Here is an 18,874-nt window from a genome sequence, read left to right on the forward strand (position 1 = left end):
TTCAAAAGTCATTGCAAGTCCATAGGCGTGATTTATGCTATACTATTTTGAAGAATAATGGAATCTGACTCAGAGGTGTATTTATGAAAATTTCAACAAAAGGCCGCTACGGCTTGACGATAATCATCGCACTTGGCAAAGAATATGGCGAAGGGCCGCTGCCGCTGCGTAAAATTGCGGCTGAGCACGATTTGTCCGAAGCCTATTTGGAGCAATTGGTTGCGCCGCTCCGCAATGCCGGGTTGGTGAAAAGTGTGAGAGGGGCTTACGGCGGCTACATGCTGTCGCGCCATCCGAAAGAAATATCAGCGGGAGACGTCATCCGTGTTCTGGAAGGGCCGATCCAGCCGGTCGAAGGAATCGAAGACGAGGCGCAGCCACAGCGTGAACTATGGATCCGCATCCGGGATGCCGTCAAAAATGTCCTGGATACAACAACAATCGAAGACCTGGCAAACCAGCAGGAATCAACAACAGAAAATTATATGTTTTATATATAGAGGAGTTTAGATGATGAATCGAATTTATCTTGACCATGCGGCCACTTCTCCGATGCATCCGGAAGTGGTCGAATTATTTTCCAACAGACTGTCGGAAGTTTACGGCAACCCTTCAAGCATTCACGGCACTGGACGTGAAGCAAGAAAAATACTGGACGAAGCCCGCAGCATCCTGGCGAAAAGCATAGGTGCGGACGATCCCGAAATCATTTTTACCAGCGGTGGAACAGAAGCGGATAATTTAGCGATCTTTGGAACCGCGCTGAAAAAAGAAGGCAAGCATATCATCACTTCGCAGATTGAGCACCATGCGGTACTCCATGCCTGCCAGAAACTTGAGCGGGATGGTTATGATGTGACGTATCTGCCGGTGGACAGCAACGGGCTTGTGAAAGCAGATGACGTGAAAAAAGCGCTCCGGGACGATACAATTCTTGTGACGGTGATGCTTGGCAACAACGAAGTCGGAAGCGTGCAGCCGGTTGCGGAAATCGGTGCATTGCTGGAAGGCACAGAAACAGTGTTCCATACGGACGCTGTCCAGGCATATGGCGTTCTGCCGATTGATGTCGACGAACTGAAGGTGGACTTATTGTCCGTTTCGGCCCATAAGCTGAACGGCCCAAAAGGCGTTGGCTTTCTGTATCAGCGTAAAGGCACAAGCTTGGCTCAGCTAAGTTACGGCGGGGAACAGGAACGCAAACGCCGCGCCGGAACGGAAAATGTTCCGGCAATCAGTGCTTTTGCGAAAGCTGTTTCGATTTCCATGGAGTCGAGAGAACAGAAAGCAGCTGAATATGAGCAATACAAAGAAGTTTTCAAAAAGACACTCGATGATGCGGGTGTTGCATATAAAGAGAACGGCAGTCAGCAAATGCCGCATATCCTGAATTTGAGCATCGAAGGAATCGAAATCGAATCCTTCCTTGTAAACTTGGATCTGTCCGGCATTTCGGCTTCGAGCGGTTCTGCCTGCACGGCTGGCTCGATCGATCCGTCGCACGTTCTTGTAGCGATGTATGGTGAACAGGCGGACGAGATCCGCAATTCCATCCGTTTCAGTTTCGGCATGGGGCTGACATTGGAACAGGTACTCAAAGCGGCTGAAAAAACAGCCCAAATCAGCAAGCGCCTGGCGCTAAAGTGAAAAGGTGATTAATATGACAGAAAAAACACCGCAGGATACGCGGGTTGTTGTCGGCATGTCCGGAGGGGTGGACTCTTCGGTTGCCGCTTATTTATTGAAGGAACAAGGTTACGATGTGATCGGCATCTTCATGAAAAACTGGGATGACACGGATGAGAACGGCGTCTGCACAGCGACGGAAGATTACGAAGACGTTATTCGTGTCTGCAACCAGATCGGCATTCCGTATTATGCCGTCAACTTTGAAAAACAATACTGGGATAAGGTTTTCACGTACTTCCTGGATGAATACAAAGCCGGCAGAACACCGAATCCGGATGTCATGTGCAATAAAGAAATTAAATTCAAGGCGTTTTTAGAGCACGCCCTCAGCCTTGGAGCCGATTATTTGGCGACTGGCCATTACGCGCAGGTGGAACACGCTGCAAATGGCGAAACGAAAATGCTGCGCGGCAAAGATAACAATAAAGACCAGACTTATTTCCTTAACCAATTGGATCAGGAGCAATTATCAAAAGTGATGTTCCCGATCGGCCATATGGAAAAGAAAAAAGTGCGTGAAATTGCATTGGAAGCTGGCCTTGCAACTGCCACCAAAAAAGATTCAACGGGCATCTGCTTTATCGGGGAACGTAATTTCAAAGAGTTCCTGGGCCAATATCTTCCGGCGCAGCCAGGTTCAATGGAAACCCTCGACGGTGTTAAAATGGGCAGCCATGACGGTTTGATGTATTACACAATCGGACAGCGCCAGGGACTTGGCATCGGCGGAGCGGGCGACCCTTGGTTCGTTATCGGGAAAGATCTTGAGCGCAACATCTTATACGTTGGCCAAAATTTCCATCACGATGCTTTGTATTCCGACAGCTTAAGTGCTGTAAATTTAAGCTTCACGTCTGACGCTATGCCTGCTGAGAATTTCCAATGCACGGCTAAATTCCGCTACCGCCAGGAAGATACTGGCGTAACAGTCCAACTGAAAGACGGCGAAGCGATCGTGACTTTCGATGAGCCGGTCCGCGCAATCACGCCTGGTCAGGCAGTGGTCTTCTATGACGGCGATGTGTGCCTGGGCGGCGGAACGATTGATAAAGTATTTAAAAAAGGCGCACGCCTTGAATATGTAGGCTAATGGGAGAGAGACATATGAATTACAATGAAATCGGCATAGAGGCCATCCAGAATGGCAAAACCGAAGAAGCGGTGCAGGCATTTACAAAAGCCATTGAAGAAGAACCGGAAAATCCGCTTGGTTATATCAATTTCGGGCATGTATTGACTTCAATGGAAGAAACGGAGCGTGCTGAACGCTTTTTCCAGAAAGCGATCACGCTGGATGAAACATCAGCAACCGCGTATTACGGGTTGGCTAATCTGTATTTCAATGCTGAACGCTATGATGAAGCATTAAAGCTTTATGAAAAAGCGGTGCAGTATAAATTGGAAGGGGCAGATGCCCATTTCATGATCGGCAAGTGCTTAGAGCGGCTGGGCCAGACAAAATTGGCGCTGCCGTACCTGCAGCGCGCTGTTGAACTTGATGAGACGGATGTGGCTGCGCGGATGAGCTACGGCGTGACGCTGGCATCGATGGAATTGTTCGAGCTGGCGGAACCGCAATTCATAAAAGTTCTGGAATTGCAGCCGGACCACTCGGATGCCCATTATAATCTGGGTGTTCTTTATGCCGTTTCAACCAACCGTACGGAAGATGCCATGCATCATCTCGAGCAGGCATTTACACTCGACGAAGAAAATGAAATGGCGCGCTACGCATATGATATGATTAAAACAAATCTTCAATAGGAATTTGAAAGGGGAACGATCGGCATGACAGGACAAATTGATTTATTTCAGGAAGAAACGCAATTTGTGCTTGGTCGGCCGGTCGTTTCAATTTTTCATAACCCCCAAAATCTTTTCACCATCGCAAAAGTGAAAATCCATCAGACCAACACCTCTTATGCAGATAAAGAAATCATCGTGTCAGGATATTTTCCCGAACTTTCCATGGAAGAAGAATACCGTTTTACTGGAGCAGTGAAAAATCATCCACGATACGGCATCCAGTTCCAAGTGGAAACATTTACAAAAGAAGTGCCGGAAACCGAGCAGGGCATCGTCCATTATCTGTCGAGCGATATGTTCAACGGCATCGGGCGGAAGACGGCGGAAACGATCGTCAAAAAACTAGGCAAAGACGCTATCAAAAAAATTCTGGAAGACCCGGAAGCACTCGATGTTGTTCCGCGTTTGTCAGATGAGAAAAAAGATACCATCCGCTCGACGCTGCAGATGAACCTGGGGCTGGAACGGGTGATGATCCAGCTGAATGACTGGGGATTCGGTCCACAGGTAGGAATGCGCATTTTTCAGGCTTACCGGGAAGAAACGATCGACATCCTGACGAAAAATCCTTTTCGCCTTATCGAAGAGATTGAAGGGATCGGTTTTCAGCGGGCGGACGAACTCGGTGCGAAGCTGGGTTTGACCGGCAGCCATCCGGACCGCATCAAAGCCTCGATCCTGCATTTATTGAATCAGGCGTCCCTGTCTGAAGGGCACGTCTATATCGATGCCAAAACCCTTATCCCGCAGGTTAAGGAAATGCTTGAAGCCAGACAGCGTGAAGAAATTTCGATTGAAGCCATTTCTCAAGCGGCCATCGAGTTAAATGAAGAAAGCAAAGTCGCGGGGGAAGAAACGCGTCTTTATTTGCCGTCGCTTTATTATTCGGAAGTGGGCATTGCAACAAAACTTGAAACCTTGCTTGCTTCACAGGAAAACCGCGATGGCTTTCCGTCTTCTGAAGTGCGGAAAGCGCTCGGTGAAGCGGAAGAACGTCTTGGCGTCAGTTACGCGGAAACACAAGTGCAGGCGATTGAATCAAGCCTTAATTCCTCTGTCATGATTTTGACAGGTGGGCCTGGAACAGGGAAGACGACAGTGGTTCGGGGGCTTGTTGAAGTGTATGCGGAACTTCACGGCTTGTCGCTGGATCCAAAAGATTACGCCAAGAAGAAAGAACCGTTTCCAATTATCCTTGCAGCCCCAACCGGCCGCGCAGCAAAGCGCTTGAGCGAGTCGACAGAACTCCCCGCAATGACGATTCACCGCCTGCTCGGTTTCAACGGACAGGAAAGGGAAGAAGAGACAGAGAAAGAAATCGAAGGAAAATTGATCATCATCGATGAGATGTCGATGGTCGATACGTGGCTCGCGCATCAATTGCTGAAGGCTGTGCCGGATGATGCGCAGATTATATTCGTCGGCGACCAGGATCAGCTGCCGCCGGTGGGACCCGGCCAGGTGCTGCGTGATCTTCTCGACTCGAAACGGATTCCGACAGTTGAGCTGACGCATATTTACCGTCAGACGTCGGGTTCTTCCATTATAGAACTGGCGCATCAGATGAAAAACGGCCAGCTGCCGGCGGATATCACCGCCAAAACGGCTGACCGTTCGTTCATCAAAGCCGGTGCCGAACAAATACCGGAAGTGGTCGAAAAAGTGGTCAAAAGCGCGCTTGCAAAAGGGCATCACATCAAAGACATCCAGGTTCTCGCGCCGATGTACAAGGGGCCTGCAGGTATAGACGCGTTGAACAAAATGATCCAGCAGATGGTCAATCCGAATACGGACGGCAAACGGAAAGAACTGGTCTTTGGTGATATCACCTACCGTGTTAAAGATAAAGTGCTGCAGCTTGTCAACCAGCCGGAGAGCAACGTCTTCAACGGTGACATGGGCGAAGTGGTGGCCATCATGAAAGCGAGTGAAACGGTCGAGAAGCAGGACGTTCTCGTCGTGTCATTCGACGGCATCGAAGTGACGTATCAGCGCAGCGATCTCAATCAGCTGACATTGGCTTATTGCTGTTCCATCCATAAATCGCAGGGCTCTGAATTTCCGACTGTCATCATGCCGGTTGTCCGCGGTTATATGAAAATGCTGCGCCGCAATCTGCTTTACACCGGGATCACCCGCAGCAAGGATTTCCTAATTCTTTGCGGCGATCCCGGCGTATTCCGCTACGGCGTCGAACGCACGGACGATACGAAGCGAATGACCACATTAAAAGATCGGCTGTCGCTGTCAGACCCTGAAGCGGATGGCAATAAAACCAAAAATGAATCTGTGCAGCAGAAGGAAGTTTCTTCTAATTCTGCTGTGTCTTCGAAAAAGGCTGAACAACCAAAACCAGTGGAAGAGCCTGTTGCCGCAGAAGCGAATGGACCAGTATCCCTGACAAATGACAATGTGCACGCTATCCATCCACTGATTGGGATGAAAGGCATCACACCGCGTGATTTTATCGAATCCTGACGGCTGTTGTTGACAGGACCAAATAACTTTTCTATAATTCAACCTATAGAATATTCAAAACGTTGATGGAGAAAGTATAAAATAGCATGCGTCCAGAAATAGATCCCCCGGCTGAAAGGGTCTTCGCGATGATATTTTAGAAAGCTACTCCTGAGTGCAGCTAATCCCTGCCGTAAAGCCGCGTTAAGGCGCCAATGAGAGACACGGAAGAATAGTTCCGTGTAATTAGGGTGGTACCGCGAATCAATAGCCTTCGTCCCTTGCGTTTACGCAAGGGATGGAGGCTATTTTTATATCCATCTGAAATTTTTAGTCTTTTGCTATATCAGATGATGTCACTCCGGGTGGACGCTTTCCGCGGGGAGCAGCCTGAGCCTCCTCGATCGCTTCGAAAACCGATGCTCCTGCAGCGTTACACGCTTCGTCGCAAAGGTTAGACCGAATGCAGTTCGGTCTAACCTTCTCTGCGGGGTCTCAGGACACGCTCTTTTGCCCGCAGGAAGCGATTGGCGCTTGTGTGAATCGTTTGCGACGAAGCAAGCGGAGCGATGAAGGAGCACATCTTTGCCCTTCGCCACCCTCCGCTCATTCATCTTAAGAGTTTCACCCAGATATGGAGCAAAACAGCGAAGACTCCCAGGGGAGTAGAAACAGAGTTGGCTTTCCAACTCTGTTTCGAGCGAAGTGCTGAGATCCACTCGGGCGAAGGGGACCGAGACCGAGTTAGCTCAGTGCAAGCCCCCAGGAAAGCGAAGTTGTTTTGCGCAATATCGATTTTTAAAATTATCTAAGTAATAAGGAGGAAAACAAATGAAGAATTTAAAAGCAGAAGAAATCAGACAGCTGTATTTGGACTTTTTCAAAGAAAAAGGACATGATCAGGAGCCGAGTGCTCCTTTGGTGCCATTCGAAGATCCGTCATTGCTTTGGATCAACAGTGGCGTTGCGACGCTCAAAAAATATTTCGACGGCCGCGTCATCCCGAAAAACCCGCGGATCGTCAATGCGCAAAAATCCATCCGCACAAACGATATCGAAAACGTGGGTGTGACAGCCCGCCACCATACATTCTTTGAAATGCTCGGCAACTTTTCAATCGGTGAATACTTCAAAAAAGAAGCGATTCACTGGGCTTGGGATTTCCTGACGGATCCGAAATGGATCGGCTTCGATCCGGAATTGCTGTCGGTGACAGTGCATCCTGAAGACGAAGAAGCTTACGGCATCTGGCTCAATGAAGTCGGAATTCCAGCTGAACGCATCATCCGGTTGGAAGGGAATTTCTGGGATATCGGAGAAGGCCCAAGTGGACCGAACTCTGAAATTTTCTATGACCGCGGCGAAAGCTACGGCAGCGACCTAAACGATCCAGAATTATATCCTGGCGGCGAAAATGACCGTTATCTTGAGATCTGGAACCTGGTATTCTCCCAGTTCAACCATAACGCGGACCACACCTATACACCGCTGCCAAAACAGAATATTGATACAGGAATGGGCCTTGAACGCATGGCTTGTGTCGTGCAGGATGTGCCGACGAATTTCGATACGGATCTGTTCATGCCGATCATCAGAAAAACGGAAGAGATTTCCGGCAAGACATATGGCGAAGACAAAGACAGCGATTTGGCATTTAAAGTGATCGCCGACCATGTCCGCACTGTTGCCTTTGCAATCGGTGATGGCGCATTGCCATCCAATGAAGGCCGTGGTTATGTACTTCGCAGACTTTTGCGCCGCGCAGTCCGTTACGCGAAAAAACTGGGCATCGAAAAACCATTCATGTTCCAATTGGTGCCGATTGTCGGAGATATCATGAAAGCTTTCTATCCGGAAGTGAACGAAAAAGAAGATTTTATTGTACGCGTTATGAAACTCGAAGAAGAACGCTTCCATGAAACATTGAATGAAGGACTGGCTATCTTATCCAATGTTACGGATAAGCAAAAAGCTGCAGGAAGCAATGAAATTCCTGGTGAAGATGCATTCCGTCTTTATGATACGTACGGTTTCCCGATTGAACTGACAGAAGAATACGCGGAAGAAGCTGGCATGACCATCGACCATCCCGGCTTTGAACAAGCTATGATGGCTCAGCGTGAACGCGCACGGAGCGCTCGCCAGAACGTCAATTCTATGCAGACGCAATCGGAGGTTCTCGGCAACATCAAAGAACCGAGTGAATTTATCGGTTACACAGATACCGTCGCAGAAGCGAATGTACTGTTCATCATTAAAGACGGCGAACTTGTCGATCATGCACAGGAAGGTGAAGAAGTGCAGGTAATTCTTGACCGCACGCCTTTCTATGCGGAAAGCGGCGGACAGATTGCGGATCACGGCATTTTGCGCAATGACCTTGTGCAGGCATTTGTGCTCGATGTTAAAAAAGCGCCGAACGGCCAGAATATCCATTCAATCCGAATCGATTCCGGTGAATTGACGAAATCGGCAGTTGAAGCAAAAGTGGATGTCGAAGAACGCAGCCACACGGTGAAGAACCATACAGCTACACACCTATTGCACCAGGCATTAAAAGATGTTCTTGGCAGCCATGTCAATCAGGCGGGTTCTTACGTCGGACCGGACCGTCTGCGTTTCGACTTCTCGCATTTCGGCCAGGTGACAGCGGAAGAACTTGAAGAGATCGAGAAGATTGTAAACAATAAAATCTGGGACAGCATTGCAGTCGCGACCGGCTACCATAATTTACAGGAAGCGAAAGAAATGGGAGCAATGGCATTGTTCGGCGAAAAATACGGGGATGTCGTGCGCGTTGTTGAAATCGGCGGCTATTCATTAGAGCTTTGCGGTGGCGTCCATGTAGGCAACACAGCTGAAATCGGCTTGTTCAAAATTGTGTCGGAAAGCGGAATCGGCGCAGGTATCCGCCGCATCGAAGCTTTGACAGGAAAAGGCGCATATGAAAATCTCAAAAACACTGAGCGTACGCTGGAAGAAGCGGCTTCCTTATTGAAATCCAATCCGAAAGATCTGATCCAGAAGGTGCAGACTTTCCTTGCGGACCAAAAAGCGCTGCAGCGTGAAAATGAATCACTGATGGCGAAAGTTTCAAATGCGCAATCCGCAGGCATCCTGGATTCTGTGAAGACAGTGGGAGATATTCAAGTGCTGTCAGCTCGTGTTGAAGCAAAAGACAATAACCAGCTGCGCCAGATGATGGATGACCTGAAGCAGAAGCTTGAAAATGCAGTGATTGTTTTGGGTGCTGTAGACGGCGACAAAGTCATGCTTGCTGCTGGTGTAACAAAAGAATTGGCTGGCGGGAACTATCATGCGGGCCAAATCGTCAAACATGTGGCAGAGCAATGCGGAGGAAAAGGCGGCGGCCGTCCGGACATGGCGATGGCAGGAGCAAAAGAACCTGGAAAACTGGATTCAGCATTGGAGTCTGTATACGACTTAGTCAAATAGGTTTAATAAATGCCTTTTATCGTATATAATGGAAATCAGGCAGCGGAAAAGGTTTTTCCTATCTAAATCCGAAAGCGAGGTGCTTGTCGTGAGTTCATTCGATCGCACTATGAAGTTTGATTCGTCTGATGAATCGATGGAGCAAGATGTAAAACGAGTGATGCTGGAAGTACATGCATCATTAGAAGAAAAAGGCTATAACCCGATTAATCAGATTGTCGGCTATCTATTATCCGGGGACCCGGCTTATATTCCTCGCCATCAGGATGCAAGGAACAAAATTCGTAAACTCGAACGGGATGAAATCCTTGAAGAACTTGTAAAGTTCTATATTAAAAAGAATAATGAGGAATAAATTATGAGGATAATGGGGCTGGATGTAGGTTCGAAAACAGTCGGCGTCGCAATCAGCGACGCATTCGGCTGGACGGCACAGGGAATAGAGACCGTAAAAATCAATGAAGCAATTGAAGAATATGGACTTGAACGCCTGGGTGAACTGATCAGCCAATATGAAGTTTCTGAAATTGTAGTGGGATACCCGAAAAACATGAACAATTCTATCGGCCCTCGAGCAGAGGCATCAGAAAAGTTTGCAGCATTGCTGAAAGAAGCGTATGCTATACCAGTGGTTTTATGGGATGAACGTCTCACAACAGCGGCAGCAGAGAAAATGCTGATCTCTGCCGATGTCAGCCGAAAGAACCGTAAGAAAGTGATCGACAAGATGGCTGCTATACTGATTTTGCAAGGCTATCTTGATTTTAAAAAATAATGAGGTGACGACAATGGAACACGGACAAGAACATATCACAGTCGTTGATGAAAACGGCAACGAGCAGTTATTCGAAATTTTGTTTACATTTGACTCAGAAGAATTCGGAAAATCGTACGTTTTGTATTTCCCGGTTGGCGCTGAAGAAGATGAAGAAGGCGAAATCGAAATCCAGGCATCATCTTTCACTGAAAACACAGATGTTGATGGAAAAGTAGCAGGCGGCGATCTTTTGCCGGTTGAGACTGATGAAGAATGGGACATGATCGAAGAAATGCTAAATACTTTCCTTGCTGAAGAAGAGGAAAACGAAGAGCTTTAAAAAGTAAGGCGGAATTGAGTTTCAATTCCGCCTTTTTCTTTTTGTCTGCTTTCTTGTATAATAGTAAAGAATAGTTAAGGGGGGGAACCCGTGGAAAAGAAATCGAAGATTGATATCATGTTTGACCGCATGAAAGAGAAGAAAAAAGAAGTGAGAATTGTGCGGCGCATCGTTTTTATCATCACGCTTGTTCTATTGATTGTGGTGGCAGTTGCAGGCTACCGGGGTTACACTTACGTGACTTCCGCATTGGAGCCGGTGGATCCGGATTCCGAGGAAGTTATCGAAGTTGAAGTTCCGATTGGTTCTAATTTGGACAGCATCTCGGAATTGCTGGAAGAAAACGGAATCATCGAGGATGCCCGGATTTATAAATATTACGTGAAATTCAACAATGAATCCGAATTCCAGGCTGGAACCTATGGTTTATTGCCTTCTATGACACTAGATGAGATAACGCAAAGTCTAAAAACGGGTAAAGTCTACCGTGAACCTTTGTTTACGATCAATTTCCCTGAAGGCTTGACACTCGAGCAAATTGCCGAGAACGTCATAGCTGAAAAAACCGATCACTCGGCTGAGGATTTTATGGCCAAAGTAACCGATGAAGCTTACATCGATGAATTGATGGCGAGCTATCCGGATCTTTTATCGGAAGAAATCAAAGGCGAAGATGTCAGATACGCGCTTGAAGGTTATTTATTCCCGGCAACTTATCCATTCTATGAAGAAGATCCTTCACTTGAATTGATAATTGAACAGATGCTGAACGCCACACAGGCGAATATTGCTCCTTATACGGCTATTTTGGAAGAACGGGAAGAGTCGCCGCATTGGCTGCTGACATTCGCTTCACTGCTTGAAGAAGAAGCGACAGCGAAAGCTGACCGCGCGACTATCGCATCCGTCTTCTATAACCGGATGGATGAGGATATGCCGCTGCAGACTGACCCGACCGTCATCTATGCAATGGGTGAACACCGTGACCGTTTGTTCAATGAGGATTACCAGTTTGAGCATCCTTACAGCACATATATTCACAAAGGCTTGCCGCCTGGCCCTATTGCCAGCTCCGGAGCTTCATCCATTGAAGCGGTGCTTGACCCAGCGGATACGGATTACATGTATTTCCTTGCCGACTCTGAAGGCACCAACCATTTCTCGGTCACTTACGAAGAACATCTTCAAAAGCGTGATGAATATATAGGCAATTAAACAAACAAGAAGGAAGCGACCTCGCATTCCTTCTTGTTTTATGTTATCATTTGAAAGAATTTTTGCGATGGCGAAAAGGGGCTCCAGAAAATGGACAATTCACGCTTTGAGAACACAATTGCGGATATGAAAAAATATGCCCGGGAAAATCATGTTCCGATCATGGAAGATGAAGGCATCAGTCAATTAACAGCTTTATTGATCGAACAGCAACCAGGTGCAATACTGGAAATCGGCTCAGCAATCGGTTTTTCCGCATTGAAAATGGCTGAAGCTTTGCCGTCTGTTTATATTGATACAATCGAGCGGGACGAAGAGCGTTATTCAAAAGCCAGGGATTATATACAAGAAGCGGGTGGTGAGGAACAAATCCGCGTCTTCCAGGCAGATGCGCTTGAAATGGATTTGAGTCTTCTAAATAATTCATATGATGCGATTTTTATTGATGCGGCAAAAGGGCAATATGAGCGTTTTTTTGAAAAGTATGAAGTTTTATTAAACAGCGGTGGAATAGTATATTGTGATAATATGCATATGCATGGTATGTCATCAGTTCCTTTAACAGAGATTCCGCGAAGAAAACGGACGATGATACGGAATCTCAATAAATTTAAGGAATCCATGATGGGACATGCCCAATATGATACGAAGCTGCTCGATATAGGAGACGGCATCATGATTTGCAGAAAGCGGTAAAAAATAACGATTAGACGCAAGGAGCAGTTTGCTATGTCAAAAAACAGACCGGTAGTAATCGGCATCGCCGGAGGATCGGGTTCCGGCAAAACAAGTGTTACGAATTCCATCTATGAAGTGTTCAAGGAACATTCCGTTGTAGTTATTGAACAGGATTACTATTACAAAGATCAAAGCCACCTGGAGTTCGAGGAAAGGCTGTCGACAAACTATGACCATCCTCTGGCATTCGACACTGACCTTTTGATCCAGCATATAAATGAGCTATTAGAACGCAGACCGATTGAAAAACCGGTCTATAATTATGCCATTCATACCCGTGCAGAAGAAACGATACTCATCGAGCCAAAAGATGTTATTATCCTTGAAGGGATATTAGTGCTTGAAGATAAAAGGCTGCGGGATCTGATGGACATTAAATTATTCGTAGATACGGACGGCGACCTGCGGATCATTCGGAGGCTGCTGCGCGATATCAATGAACGGGGACGGACAATCGATTCGGTGATCGAGCAATACCTTAATGTCGTGAGACCGATGCACAATCAATTTATCGAACCGACTAAGCGCTACGCCGACGTCATCATACCTGAAGGCGGCCAAAACGAAGTCGCAATTGATCTGATGGTTACAAAAATTAAAACAATTCTTGAATAGAATGGTAAATTATACTATGATGAGACAAGACTGACGGATTTTTCAAAAATCTCAAGTCAGCAGTTGAAGGAGTGGGGAACAATGGCTAACGAAAAACAATTTCCGATGACAGCTGCAGGAAAGCAGAAGTTGGAGGACGAACTGGATTTCCTGAAAACGATTAAACGCAAAGAAGTGGTTGAACGGATTAAAATCGCACGTGATTTCGGTGATTTGTCTGAGAACGCTGAATATGATTCAGCTAAAGAAGACCAGGCGTTTGTAGAAGGACGCATTTCAACATTGGAATCAATGATCCGCAATGCGGTCATCATAGATGAAAACGATATGAGCAACGACATTGTCCGTTTAGGAACTACAGTAACATTTGTTGAAGTTCCGGATGGTGACAAAGAATCATACACAATCGTGGGTTCAGCAGAGGCAGATCCTCTTGAAGGACGCATCTCGAACGATTCACCAATTGCGAAAAGCATGATTGGCCGTACAATCGGCGACCGTGTGAAAGTGTTGACACCAGGCGGGGAAATGGAAATTGAAATCGTTTCCATCTCGTAATCATTGCAGCCATTCTTTTGAGGATGGCTGTTTTTTTTATTCAAGGGGAATGATAAAAGAATCTTGTTAGAAATTTTTATTTTATATTTCAGTTGCAGTTGTTAAATTAAAGTTTATAATTCATAATGAAACATAAATTTATCATGGAAGTTAAATTTGTCATATTAAATTATGATAGAATATCAAGGAAGGGGAGGCTATAACTATGGCAGAAGACAAAAAACCTTATCCCTCTCGTGTAAATAAGAAGAAAAGCAGTTCCACAACTAATAAAATGTTGAACGTAATGATTGGACTGGTATTTGCATTAATTCTTATCGTGGGGGCATTTATATTCCTGGGACAAAATGATGGCTCAGAGAACGCCCAGGAACCTGAATCCGTACAGATTTCCACAGATACAGATAATGAGGCGAGTGAAGAGGATAAAGGCGAAGAACAAGCAGAAAACGCTGAAGAAGCAACGGAAGATGAGCAGGCTGCGGACGAAGATCAAAAAGATGAAGAATCCGGAGAGTCAGCTGACGCCAAAGAAGAAAAAGAAGACAAAGATAAAGAAGCAGAAAAAGAGAAAGATAAAGAAAAAGCTGAAGAAGAAGGCACTGTGACCGGCGGAACCATCACACGCCAGGAATCGAATGATCCGATTGTCAAAGAGACGATCATCAACACCAGCTGGGAACCGGTAGGAACTAAACAGAGCGGTGAACATGTTTCTGTTTATGACACGAACTCAGTGGATTGGCAGGAAAAGGTTGACGCAATCACTTACGCTACTGGACTAGCTGAAAAAGATATGTACATCATGCATATCGGGAACGGCGGCAGTCCTCAAAAATCAATCGGTACCGTACAATCCAAAGATATGTCGAAAAAATATCGAGTACATTTGGAATGGGTTGAAAAAGATGGTTGGAAACCTGTTAAAATGGATATACTGAATACTGTGGAAGGCGCTTATTAATATAGCGTCTTTTTTCTATTAAAGTTGATATAATAAATCATGGCAGTCGATATTCCGCAAAACAGCTCCGCTTTCCTGGCGGCTCGCGCTAAGCTAACTCGGGCTAAACGCCCGAGTGGATCTCAGCACTTCGTCGAAACAGAGTTGGAAAGCCAACTCCGTTTCTGCTTCGCCTGGGAGTCTTCGCTATTTTGCTCCATATCTAGAAGTGTACCTCAGCGAAGGAGCGCGGCCGGACGGAGCGGAGCAATAAGACGAGTGCTCTTCTCGGCTTATTGTGTGAGCTAAGGTGCGCCATGAATTTTGGGCGCCTCCTTTGCGACGAGCAGCGCGCAGGAGCATAATCTTTGCACTGTCCAAAGCGACGAAGCGGCAAATTTCGCTGATTGTTTAATTCAACTTACTAAAAAGTAATTTCAAAGTCTGAAGACATAAAGGAGAAATGACAGATGAAAATTGGAATAATTGGTGCAATGGAAGAAGAAGTGGAATTGCTTCGGAGCAGTTTGGAGAACCCGGAGGCCGAAACAATCGCGAATTGTGAATTCACGACAGGTACATATCAAGGACAGGAAATTGTATTACTGAAAAGCGGCATTGGTAAAGTAAATGCAGCTATGTCGACAACCATCCTGCTTCAGCACTTCAAACCTGAATTGGTGATCAACACGGGATCCGCGGGTGGCTTTGATAAAGATCTTGAGGTGGGCTCCATCGTCATTTCTGATGAAGTACGCCATCATGATGTGGATGTTACGGCTTTTGGCTATGAAATGGGCCAAGTGCCGCAGATGCCCGCGGCCTTCCAGTCCAACCCTGAATTAATCGAACTAGCGGAAAAAGCGGTAAGTGAATTGGAAGATCTTCCTTATGCAGTCGGGTTGATTGCTACTGGAGATTCCTTCATGAGTGATCCGGAACGCGTTGAATCAGTGCGCGGCCATTTCCCTGAAATGAAAGCTGCCGAAATGGAAGCAGCTGCAGTGGCGCAGGTGTGCTACCAATTCGACACTGCTTTTGTCGTGATTCGTGCATTATCAGATATAGCCGGCAAAGAATCTTCTGTGTCATTCGATGAATTCTTGCCAAAGGCTGCAGAACATTCAACGAAGATCGTTCTTCGTGTAGTGGAACGATTAACATCCAGGCTTGAGCGTTAATATGAAAACAGAAAAAGCTGCCGGAAATTTTATCCGGCAGCTTTTGTTTATACTTTTTTCAGGGTGAAGGTGCTTATCATAAGAAGAGAGCAGATCAGCATCAGGAACATATAAAAGACAGAAGGGAATAAAGAAAGTCCGAAATAAGATAGAGTCAATACAGTTCCCGCTGCAGTAATCGGCAGACCTGTGAAATAGCCATTTGATTCGCTGATATTAAAACGTGCCAAGCGGAACGCGCCGCTGGAAATATAGATTACGGTAAACACCATGCCGGCAATTCCGAAATCGCTCAAGGCCAATTCGTATATGAGAATGGCAGGGGCGACCCCGAATGATATGATATCGCTCATGGAGTCCAATTGTTTTCCGAGGGCGGATTCCTGGTTAAGCTTTCTGGCGACAATACCGTCAAAACGATCCAGAAATGCGGCGATGAAAATGAATAGTACACTAAAGCTGTATGCCCCGTTCATAGCGGCCATGAGGGCGGCACCGCCAAACGCCATGTTTCCGATTGTCAGCATATTTGCTGTCTGGGATTTTAGCTTTTTTAAGTTATGGTCCATCCGTTCTATAAAAATCAATGGAGAATCCTCCTTACGCACATTATGATGTTCCTTTCATTATACTGTCCCTTTGGAAATAATGGTAGACTTTTATCATGACGGAGGTATCGAAATGAAGAAAAAATTATATCAGTATACAATAGAATTGACGAACGGCCCGCTGACATCCAATCTGCTGCAGCGTTTTGCGCGTTCAGCCGGTAGTCGCTCTATAATCCCAAATTATGTTAGAACTTATAAAATTACTCTGGATGATATTGAAGAGGAAATCGGTTCGTTTCCGACTTTGCATGATTTTTTTATCCGGAAATTGCGTGCGGGCAGCCGGCCGCAAGCAAACAGCGATCTAGTTTCTCCTGTAGACGGCAAAGTGGAGATTGCCGGCAAAATACATGAAGACAGTTGTTTTATAGTAAAAGGACAGAAATATTCTCTCGCAGAGCTATTGGGAAGCGAGGAGTTGGCTAAACGATATGCGCACGGGGATTATGCAGTGCTGTATCTTTCTCCGGCCAATTACCACAGAATTCACAGCCCGGTGGACGGAAGCGTAAGCAAACAGTTTATACTTGGCAAAAAATCATATCCAGTCAATCAGTCGGGTTTGCTTTACGGCAAGTCGCCGATCAGCGGAAATTACCGTCTGATTACAGAACTCGAAACCGCTGGCAGAAAGTTTTTGATGGTCAAAGTAGGGGCTATGTTCGTGAACTCGATTGAGCTGACCAATACAAGCGACAGCTGGAATAAAGGCGAGGAAGTCGGGTATTTCAGTTTCGGATCTACTGTGGTTTTATTTTTTGAACCGAATTGTTTCCGTTTTACAGATAATATTATGGCTGGCGAACCGATCAAAGTGGGAGAAGCCTTGGCAAATATGCTATAATCATTAACATTAAGTTCGAAGATACGGGAGTTGTTGAAAGTGTACCAGAAATTTATACCGAGCCAATACGTCAGAACGGTGTTCGATATCACCCCTGAGAGTTTGCTTGAAAACGGCATCCGCGGGATTATCACGGACCTTGATAATACGCTTGTAGAATGGGATCGTCCTGAAGCTACGCCGATGCTTATCGATTGGTTAAAAACAATGAAGGATGCAGGCATCCAAGTAGTCATTGTTTCCAATAACAATGAACTGCGTGTCAAATCGTTTGCCGATCCTCTAGGCATTCCATTCATTTTCCAGGCGCGCAAGCCGATGGGAAAGGCTTTCCGAAAAGCTTTGCAGATCATGAGTGTCAAACGTGAAAATGTGGTGGTCATCGGTGACCAGATGCTGACTGATATATTTGGCGGCAACCGCAATAAATTGCATACTATCCTCGTATTGCCGGTCGCTCAGTCTGACGGGTTCTTTACCCGTTTCAACCGTATGGTCGAGCGCCGTATCATGAAGAGGCTTAAAGACAAAGGATATATGACTTGGGAGGAAGAAAATTGAACGAAATGCCAAATTGCATCGGATGCGGTGCACAGATACAAACAGAACATCCTGGAGAGCTGGGCTACGCGCCTGCATCGTCGCTGGATAAAGAAGAAATCATTTGCCAAAGATGTTTCAGATTAAAAAATTATAATGAATTGCAGCCGGTCTCATTGACTGATGACGATTTTCTGCGCATTCTGAACGGTCTTGGCGAACGCAAAGGCCTTATCGTAAAAATCGTTGATATTTTCGATTTTAATGGCAGCTGGCTGCCGGGACTCCACCGCTTCGTTGGGAACAACGATATTTTATTGATTGCCAATAAAGCGGATTTACTGCCGAAGTCTGTGAAAGAACAGAAACTTTTGCAATGGATGAAACGGGAAGCCAATAAGCTCGGGTTGAAACCGGTTGATATTTTGACCGTTTCCGCGCAAAAAGGCAAAGGCGTCGTTGAAGCGATGGAAGCGATCGACCATTACCGGAAAGGTGAGGATGTGTTTGTTGTAGGATCGACGAATGTCGGCAAATCCACATTCATCAACCGCATCATCAAACAGGCGACTGGACAGGATAATATCATCACGACATCCCATTTCCCGGGAACGACGCTTGATATGATTGAAATTCCGCTTGATGATGAAAAATCGATGTACGATACACCGGGAATCATCAACCATCATCAATTGGCCCATTATCTGCATACATCTGATTTGAAAATGATCATGCCAAAGAAAGAAATCAAACCGCGTGTCTTCCAGCTGAACCCGGAACAGACACTGTTTATCGGAGGGCTTGCAAGATTCGACTATATAAAAGGTGATCGCTCTTCGTTCACATTCCATATTGCCAATGACCTGCCGCTCCATCGGACGAAATTGGAAAATGCGGATGAACTCTACAGTCAGCATTTCGGTGGAATGCTCGCTCCGCCTTCAGAGGAATATAAAGCGGATTACCCGGAATTGGTGCGACACGAATTCCGCATTAAAGAAGGAAAAACGGATATTGTCTTTTCCGGTTTAGGCTGGGTTACGGTTCAGCATCCGGATGTAATTGTCGCGGCGCATGCCCCTAAAGGCGTCGAAGTGATGCTGCGGCCATCTCTTATTTAGGAG

19 protein-coding genes and 1 other annotated feature are annotated in these 18,874 nt (G+C 46.2%); of the genes, 18 read left to right on the plus strand and 1 reads right to left on the minus strand.

Going from position 1 to position 18,874, the window contains the following annotated elements:
* Nucleotides 1-83: 83 nt before the first annotated feature.
* From cymR to mtnN, 15 genes are all read left to right on the plus strand, one after another.
* Nucleotides 84-500, plus strand: a complete 417-nt coding sequence (gene cymR / locus AC2Q9J_RS07785) for a cysteine metabolism transcriptional regulator CymR (RefSeq protein WP_101803745.1) — start codon at nt 84-86, stop codon at nt 498-500.
* A gap of 13 nt (nt 501-513) precedes the next feature.
* Entirely contained in the window at nt 514-1,647 is a 1,134-nt protein-coding gene (locus tag AC2Q9J_RS07790; RefSeq protein ID WP_499038707.1) for a cysteine desulfurase family protein, read from the plus strand.
* 13 nt (nt 1,648-1,660) lie between these two features.
* Nucleotides 1,661-2,779: a tRNA 2-thiouridine(34) synthase MnmA gene (gene mnmA / locus AC2Q9J_RS07795; RefSeq protein ID WP_499038709.1), complete on the plus strand. Its 1,119-nt coding sequence runs from the start codon at nt 1,661-1,663 to the stop codon at nt 2,777-2,779.
* A 14-nt stretch (nt 2,780-2,793) separates the two neighbouring features.
* Nucleotides 2,794-3,453 carry a tetratricopeptide repeat protein gene (locus AC2Q9J_RS07800; protein ID WP_499038711.1) on the plus strand — a complete coding sequence of 220 codons (660 nt, stop codon included), beginning with the start codon at nt 2,794-2,796 and terminating at the stop codon, nt 3,451-3,453.
* Nucleotides 3,454-3,477: 24 nt separating this feature from the next.
* Nucleotides 3,478-5,973: an SF1B family DNA helicase RecD2 gene (gene recD2, locus AC2Q9J_RS07805; protein ID WP_499038713.1), complete on the plus strand. Its 2,496-nt coding sequence runs from the start codon at nt 3,478-3,480 to the stop codon at nt 5,971-5,973.
* Between the two features lie 53 nt (nt 5,974-6,026).
* Nucleotides 6,027-6,237, plus strand: a binding site (T-box leader).
* Between the two features lie 546 nt (nt 6,238-6,783).
* Complete coding sequence (alaS, locus tag AC2Q9J_RS07810; protein ID WP_499038716.1) at nt 6,784-9,408, plus strand: alanine--tRNA ligase; 2,625 nt, start codon at nt 6,784-6,786, stop codon at nt 9,406-9,408.
* Nucleotides 9,409-9,496: 88 nt separating this feature from the next.
* Nucleotides 9,497-9,763 (plus strand): IreB family regulatory phosphoprotein, encoded by a 267-nt coding sequence (locus AC2Q9J_RS07815; protein WP_071151980.1) that lies wholly within the window; start codon nt 9,497-9,499, stop codon nt 9,761-9,763.
* 3 nt (nt 9,764-9,766) lie between these two features.
* A complete protein-coding gene (gene ruvX / locus AC2Q9J_RS07820) occupies nt 9,767-10,183 on the plus strand; it encodes a Holliday junction resolvase RuvX (RefSeq protein WP_499038719.1) in 417 nt (138 codons plus the stop codon).
* Between the two features lie 13 nt (nt 10,184-10,196).
* Nucleotides 10,197-10,505 (plus strand): DUF1292 domain-containing protein, encoded by a 309-nt coding sequence (locus tag AC2Q9J_RS07825; RefSeq protein ID WP_084246213.1) that lies wholly within the window; start codon nt 10,197-10,199, stop codon nt 10,503-10,505.
* Nucleotides 10,506-10,595: 90 nt separating this feature from the next.
* Nucleotides 10,596-11,720: an endolytic transglycosylase MltG gene (gene mltG / locus AC2Q9J_RS07830; RefSeq protein ID WP_499038722.1), complete on the plus strand. Its 1,125-nt coding sequence runs from the start codon at nt 10,596-10,598 to the stop codon at nt 11,718-11,720.
* 90 nt (nt 11,721-11,810) lie between these two features.
* Nucleotides 11,811-12,416 (plus strand): O-methyltransferase, encoded by a 606-nt coding sequence (locus AC2Q9J_RS07835; protein ID WP_499038724.1) that lies wholly within the window; start codon nt 11,811-11,813, stop codon nt 12,414-12,416.
* Between the two features lie 9 nt (nt 12,417-12,425).
* Complete coding sequence (gene udk, locus AC2Q9J_RS07840) at nt 12,426-13,073, plus strand: uridine kinase (protein ID WP_499039121.1); 648 nt, start codon at nt 12,426-12,428, stop codon at nt 13,071-13,073.
* A gap of 81 nt (nt 13,074-13,154) precedes the next feature.
* Entirely contained in the window at nt 13,155-13,631 is a 477-nt protein-coding gene (greA, locus tag AC2Q9J_RS07845) for a transcription elongation factor GreA (RefSeq protein ID WP_499038726.1), read from the plus strand.
* A gap of 205 nt (nt 13,632-13,836) precedes the next feature.
* Complete coding sequence (locus AC2Q9J_RS07850; protein ID WP_499038728.1) at nt 13,837-14,595, plus strand: YrrS family protein; 759 nt, start codon at nt 13,837-13,839, stop codon at nt 14,593-14,595.
* Nucleotides 14,596-15,044: 449 nt separating this feature from the next.
* Nucleotides 15,045-15,755: a 5'-methylthioadenosine/S-adenosylhomocysteine nucleosidase gene (gene mtnN, locus AC2Q9J_RS07855; RefSeq protein WP_499038730.1), complete on the plus strand. Its 711-nt coding sequence runs from the start codon at nt 15,045-15,047 to the stop codon at nt 15,753-15,755.
* Between the two features lie 47 nt (nt 15,756-15,802).
* Here mtnN and pssA read toward each other — a convergent pair whose 3' ends face one another.
* Nucleotides 15,803-16,342, minus strand: a complete 540-nt coding sequence (gene pssA / locus AC2Q9J_RS07860; protein ID WP_499038733.1) for a CDP-diacylglycerol--serine O-phosphatidyltransferase — start codon at nt 16,340-16,342, stop codon at nt 15,803-15,805.
* Nucleotides 16,343-16,436: 94 nt separating this feature from the next.
* Here pssA and AC2Q9J_RS07865 point away from each other — a divergent pair, with 94 nt between their 5' ends.
* The 3 genes from AC2Q9J_RS07865 to yqeH are packed head-to-tail and all read left to right on the plus strand — an operon-like array spanning nt 16,437 to nt 18,871.
* The gene (locus tag AC2Q9J_RS07865; RefSeq protein WP_499038735.1) at nt 16,437-17,210 is read left to right on the plus strand and encodes a phosphatidylserine decarboxylase; all 774 of its coding nucleotides are present in this window, start codon (nt 16,437-16,439) and stop codon (nt 17,208-17,210) included.
* 30 nt (nt 17,211-17,240) lie between these two features.
* On the plus strand, nt 17,241-17,771 hold the full coding sequence (locus tag AC2Q9J_RS07870; RefSeq protein ID WP_499038737.1) for a YqeG family HAD IIIA-type phosphatase: 531 nt from the start codon (nt 17,241-17,243) through the stop codon (nt 17,769-17,771).
* Nucleotides 17,768-18,871, plus strand: coding sequence for a ribosome biogenesis GTPase YqeH (gene yqeH, locus AC2Q9J_RS07875; protein ID WP_499038739.1), 1,104 nt, complete (start codon nt 17,768-17,770; stop codon nt 18,869-18,871). Before AC2Q9J_RS07870 ends, yqeH begins: the two co-directional genes overlap by 4 nt.
* Nucleotides 18,872-18,874: the final 3 nt, after the last annotated feature.

Source organism: Planococcus sp. RAB007_Raresut, assembly GCF_057369535.1.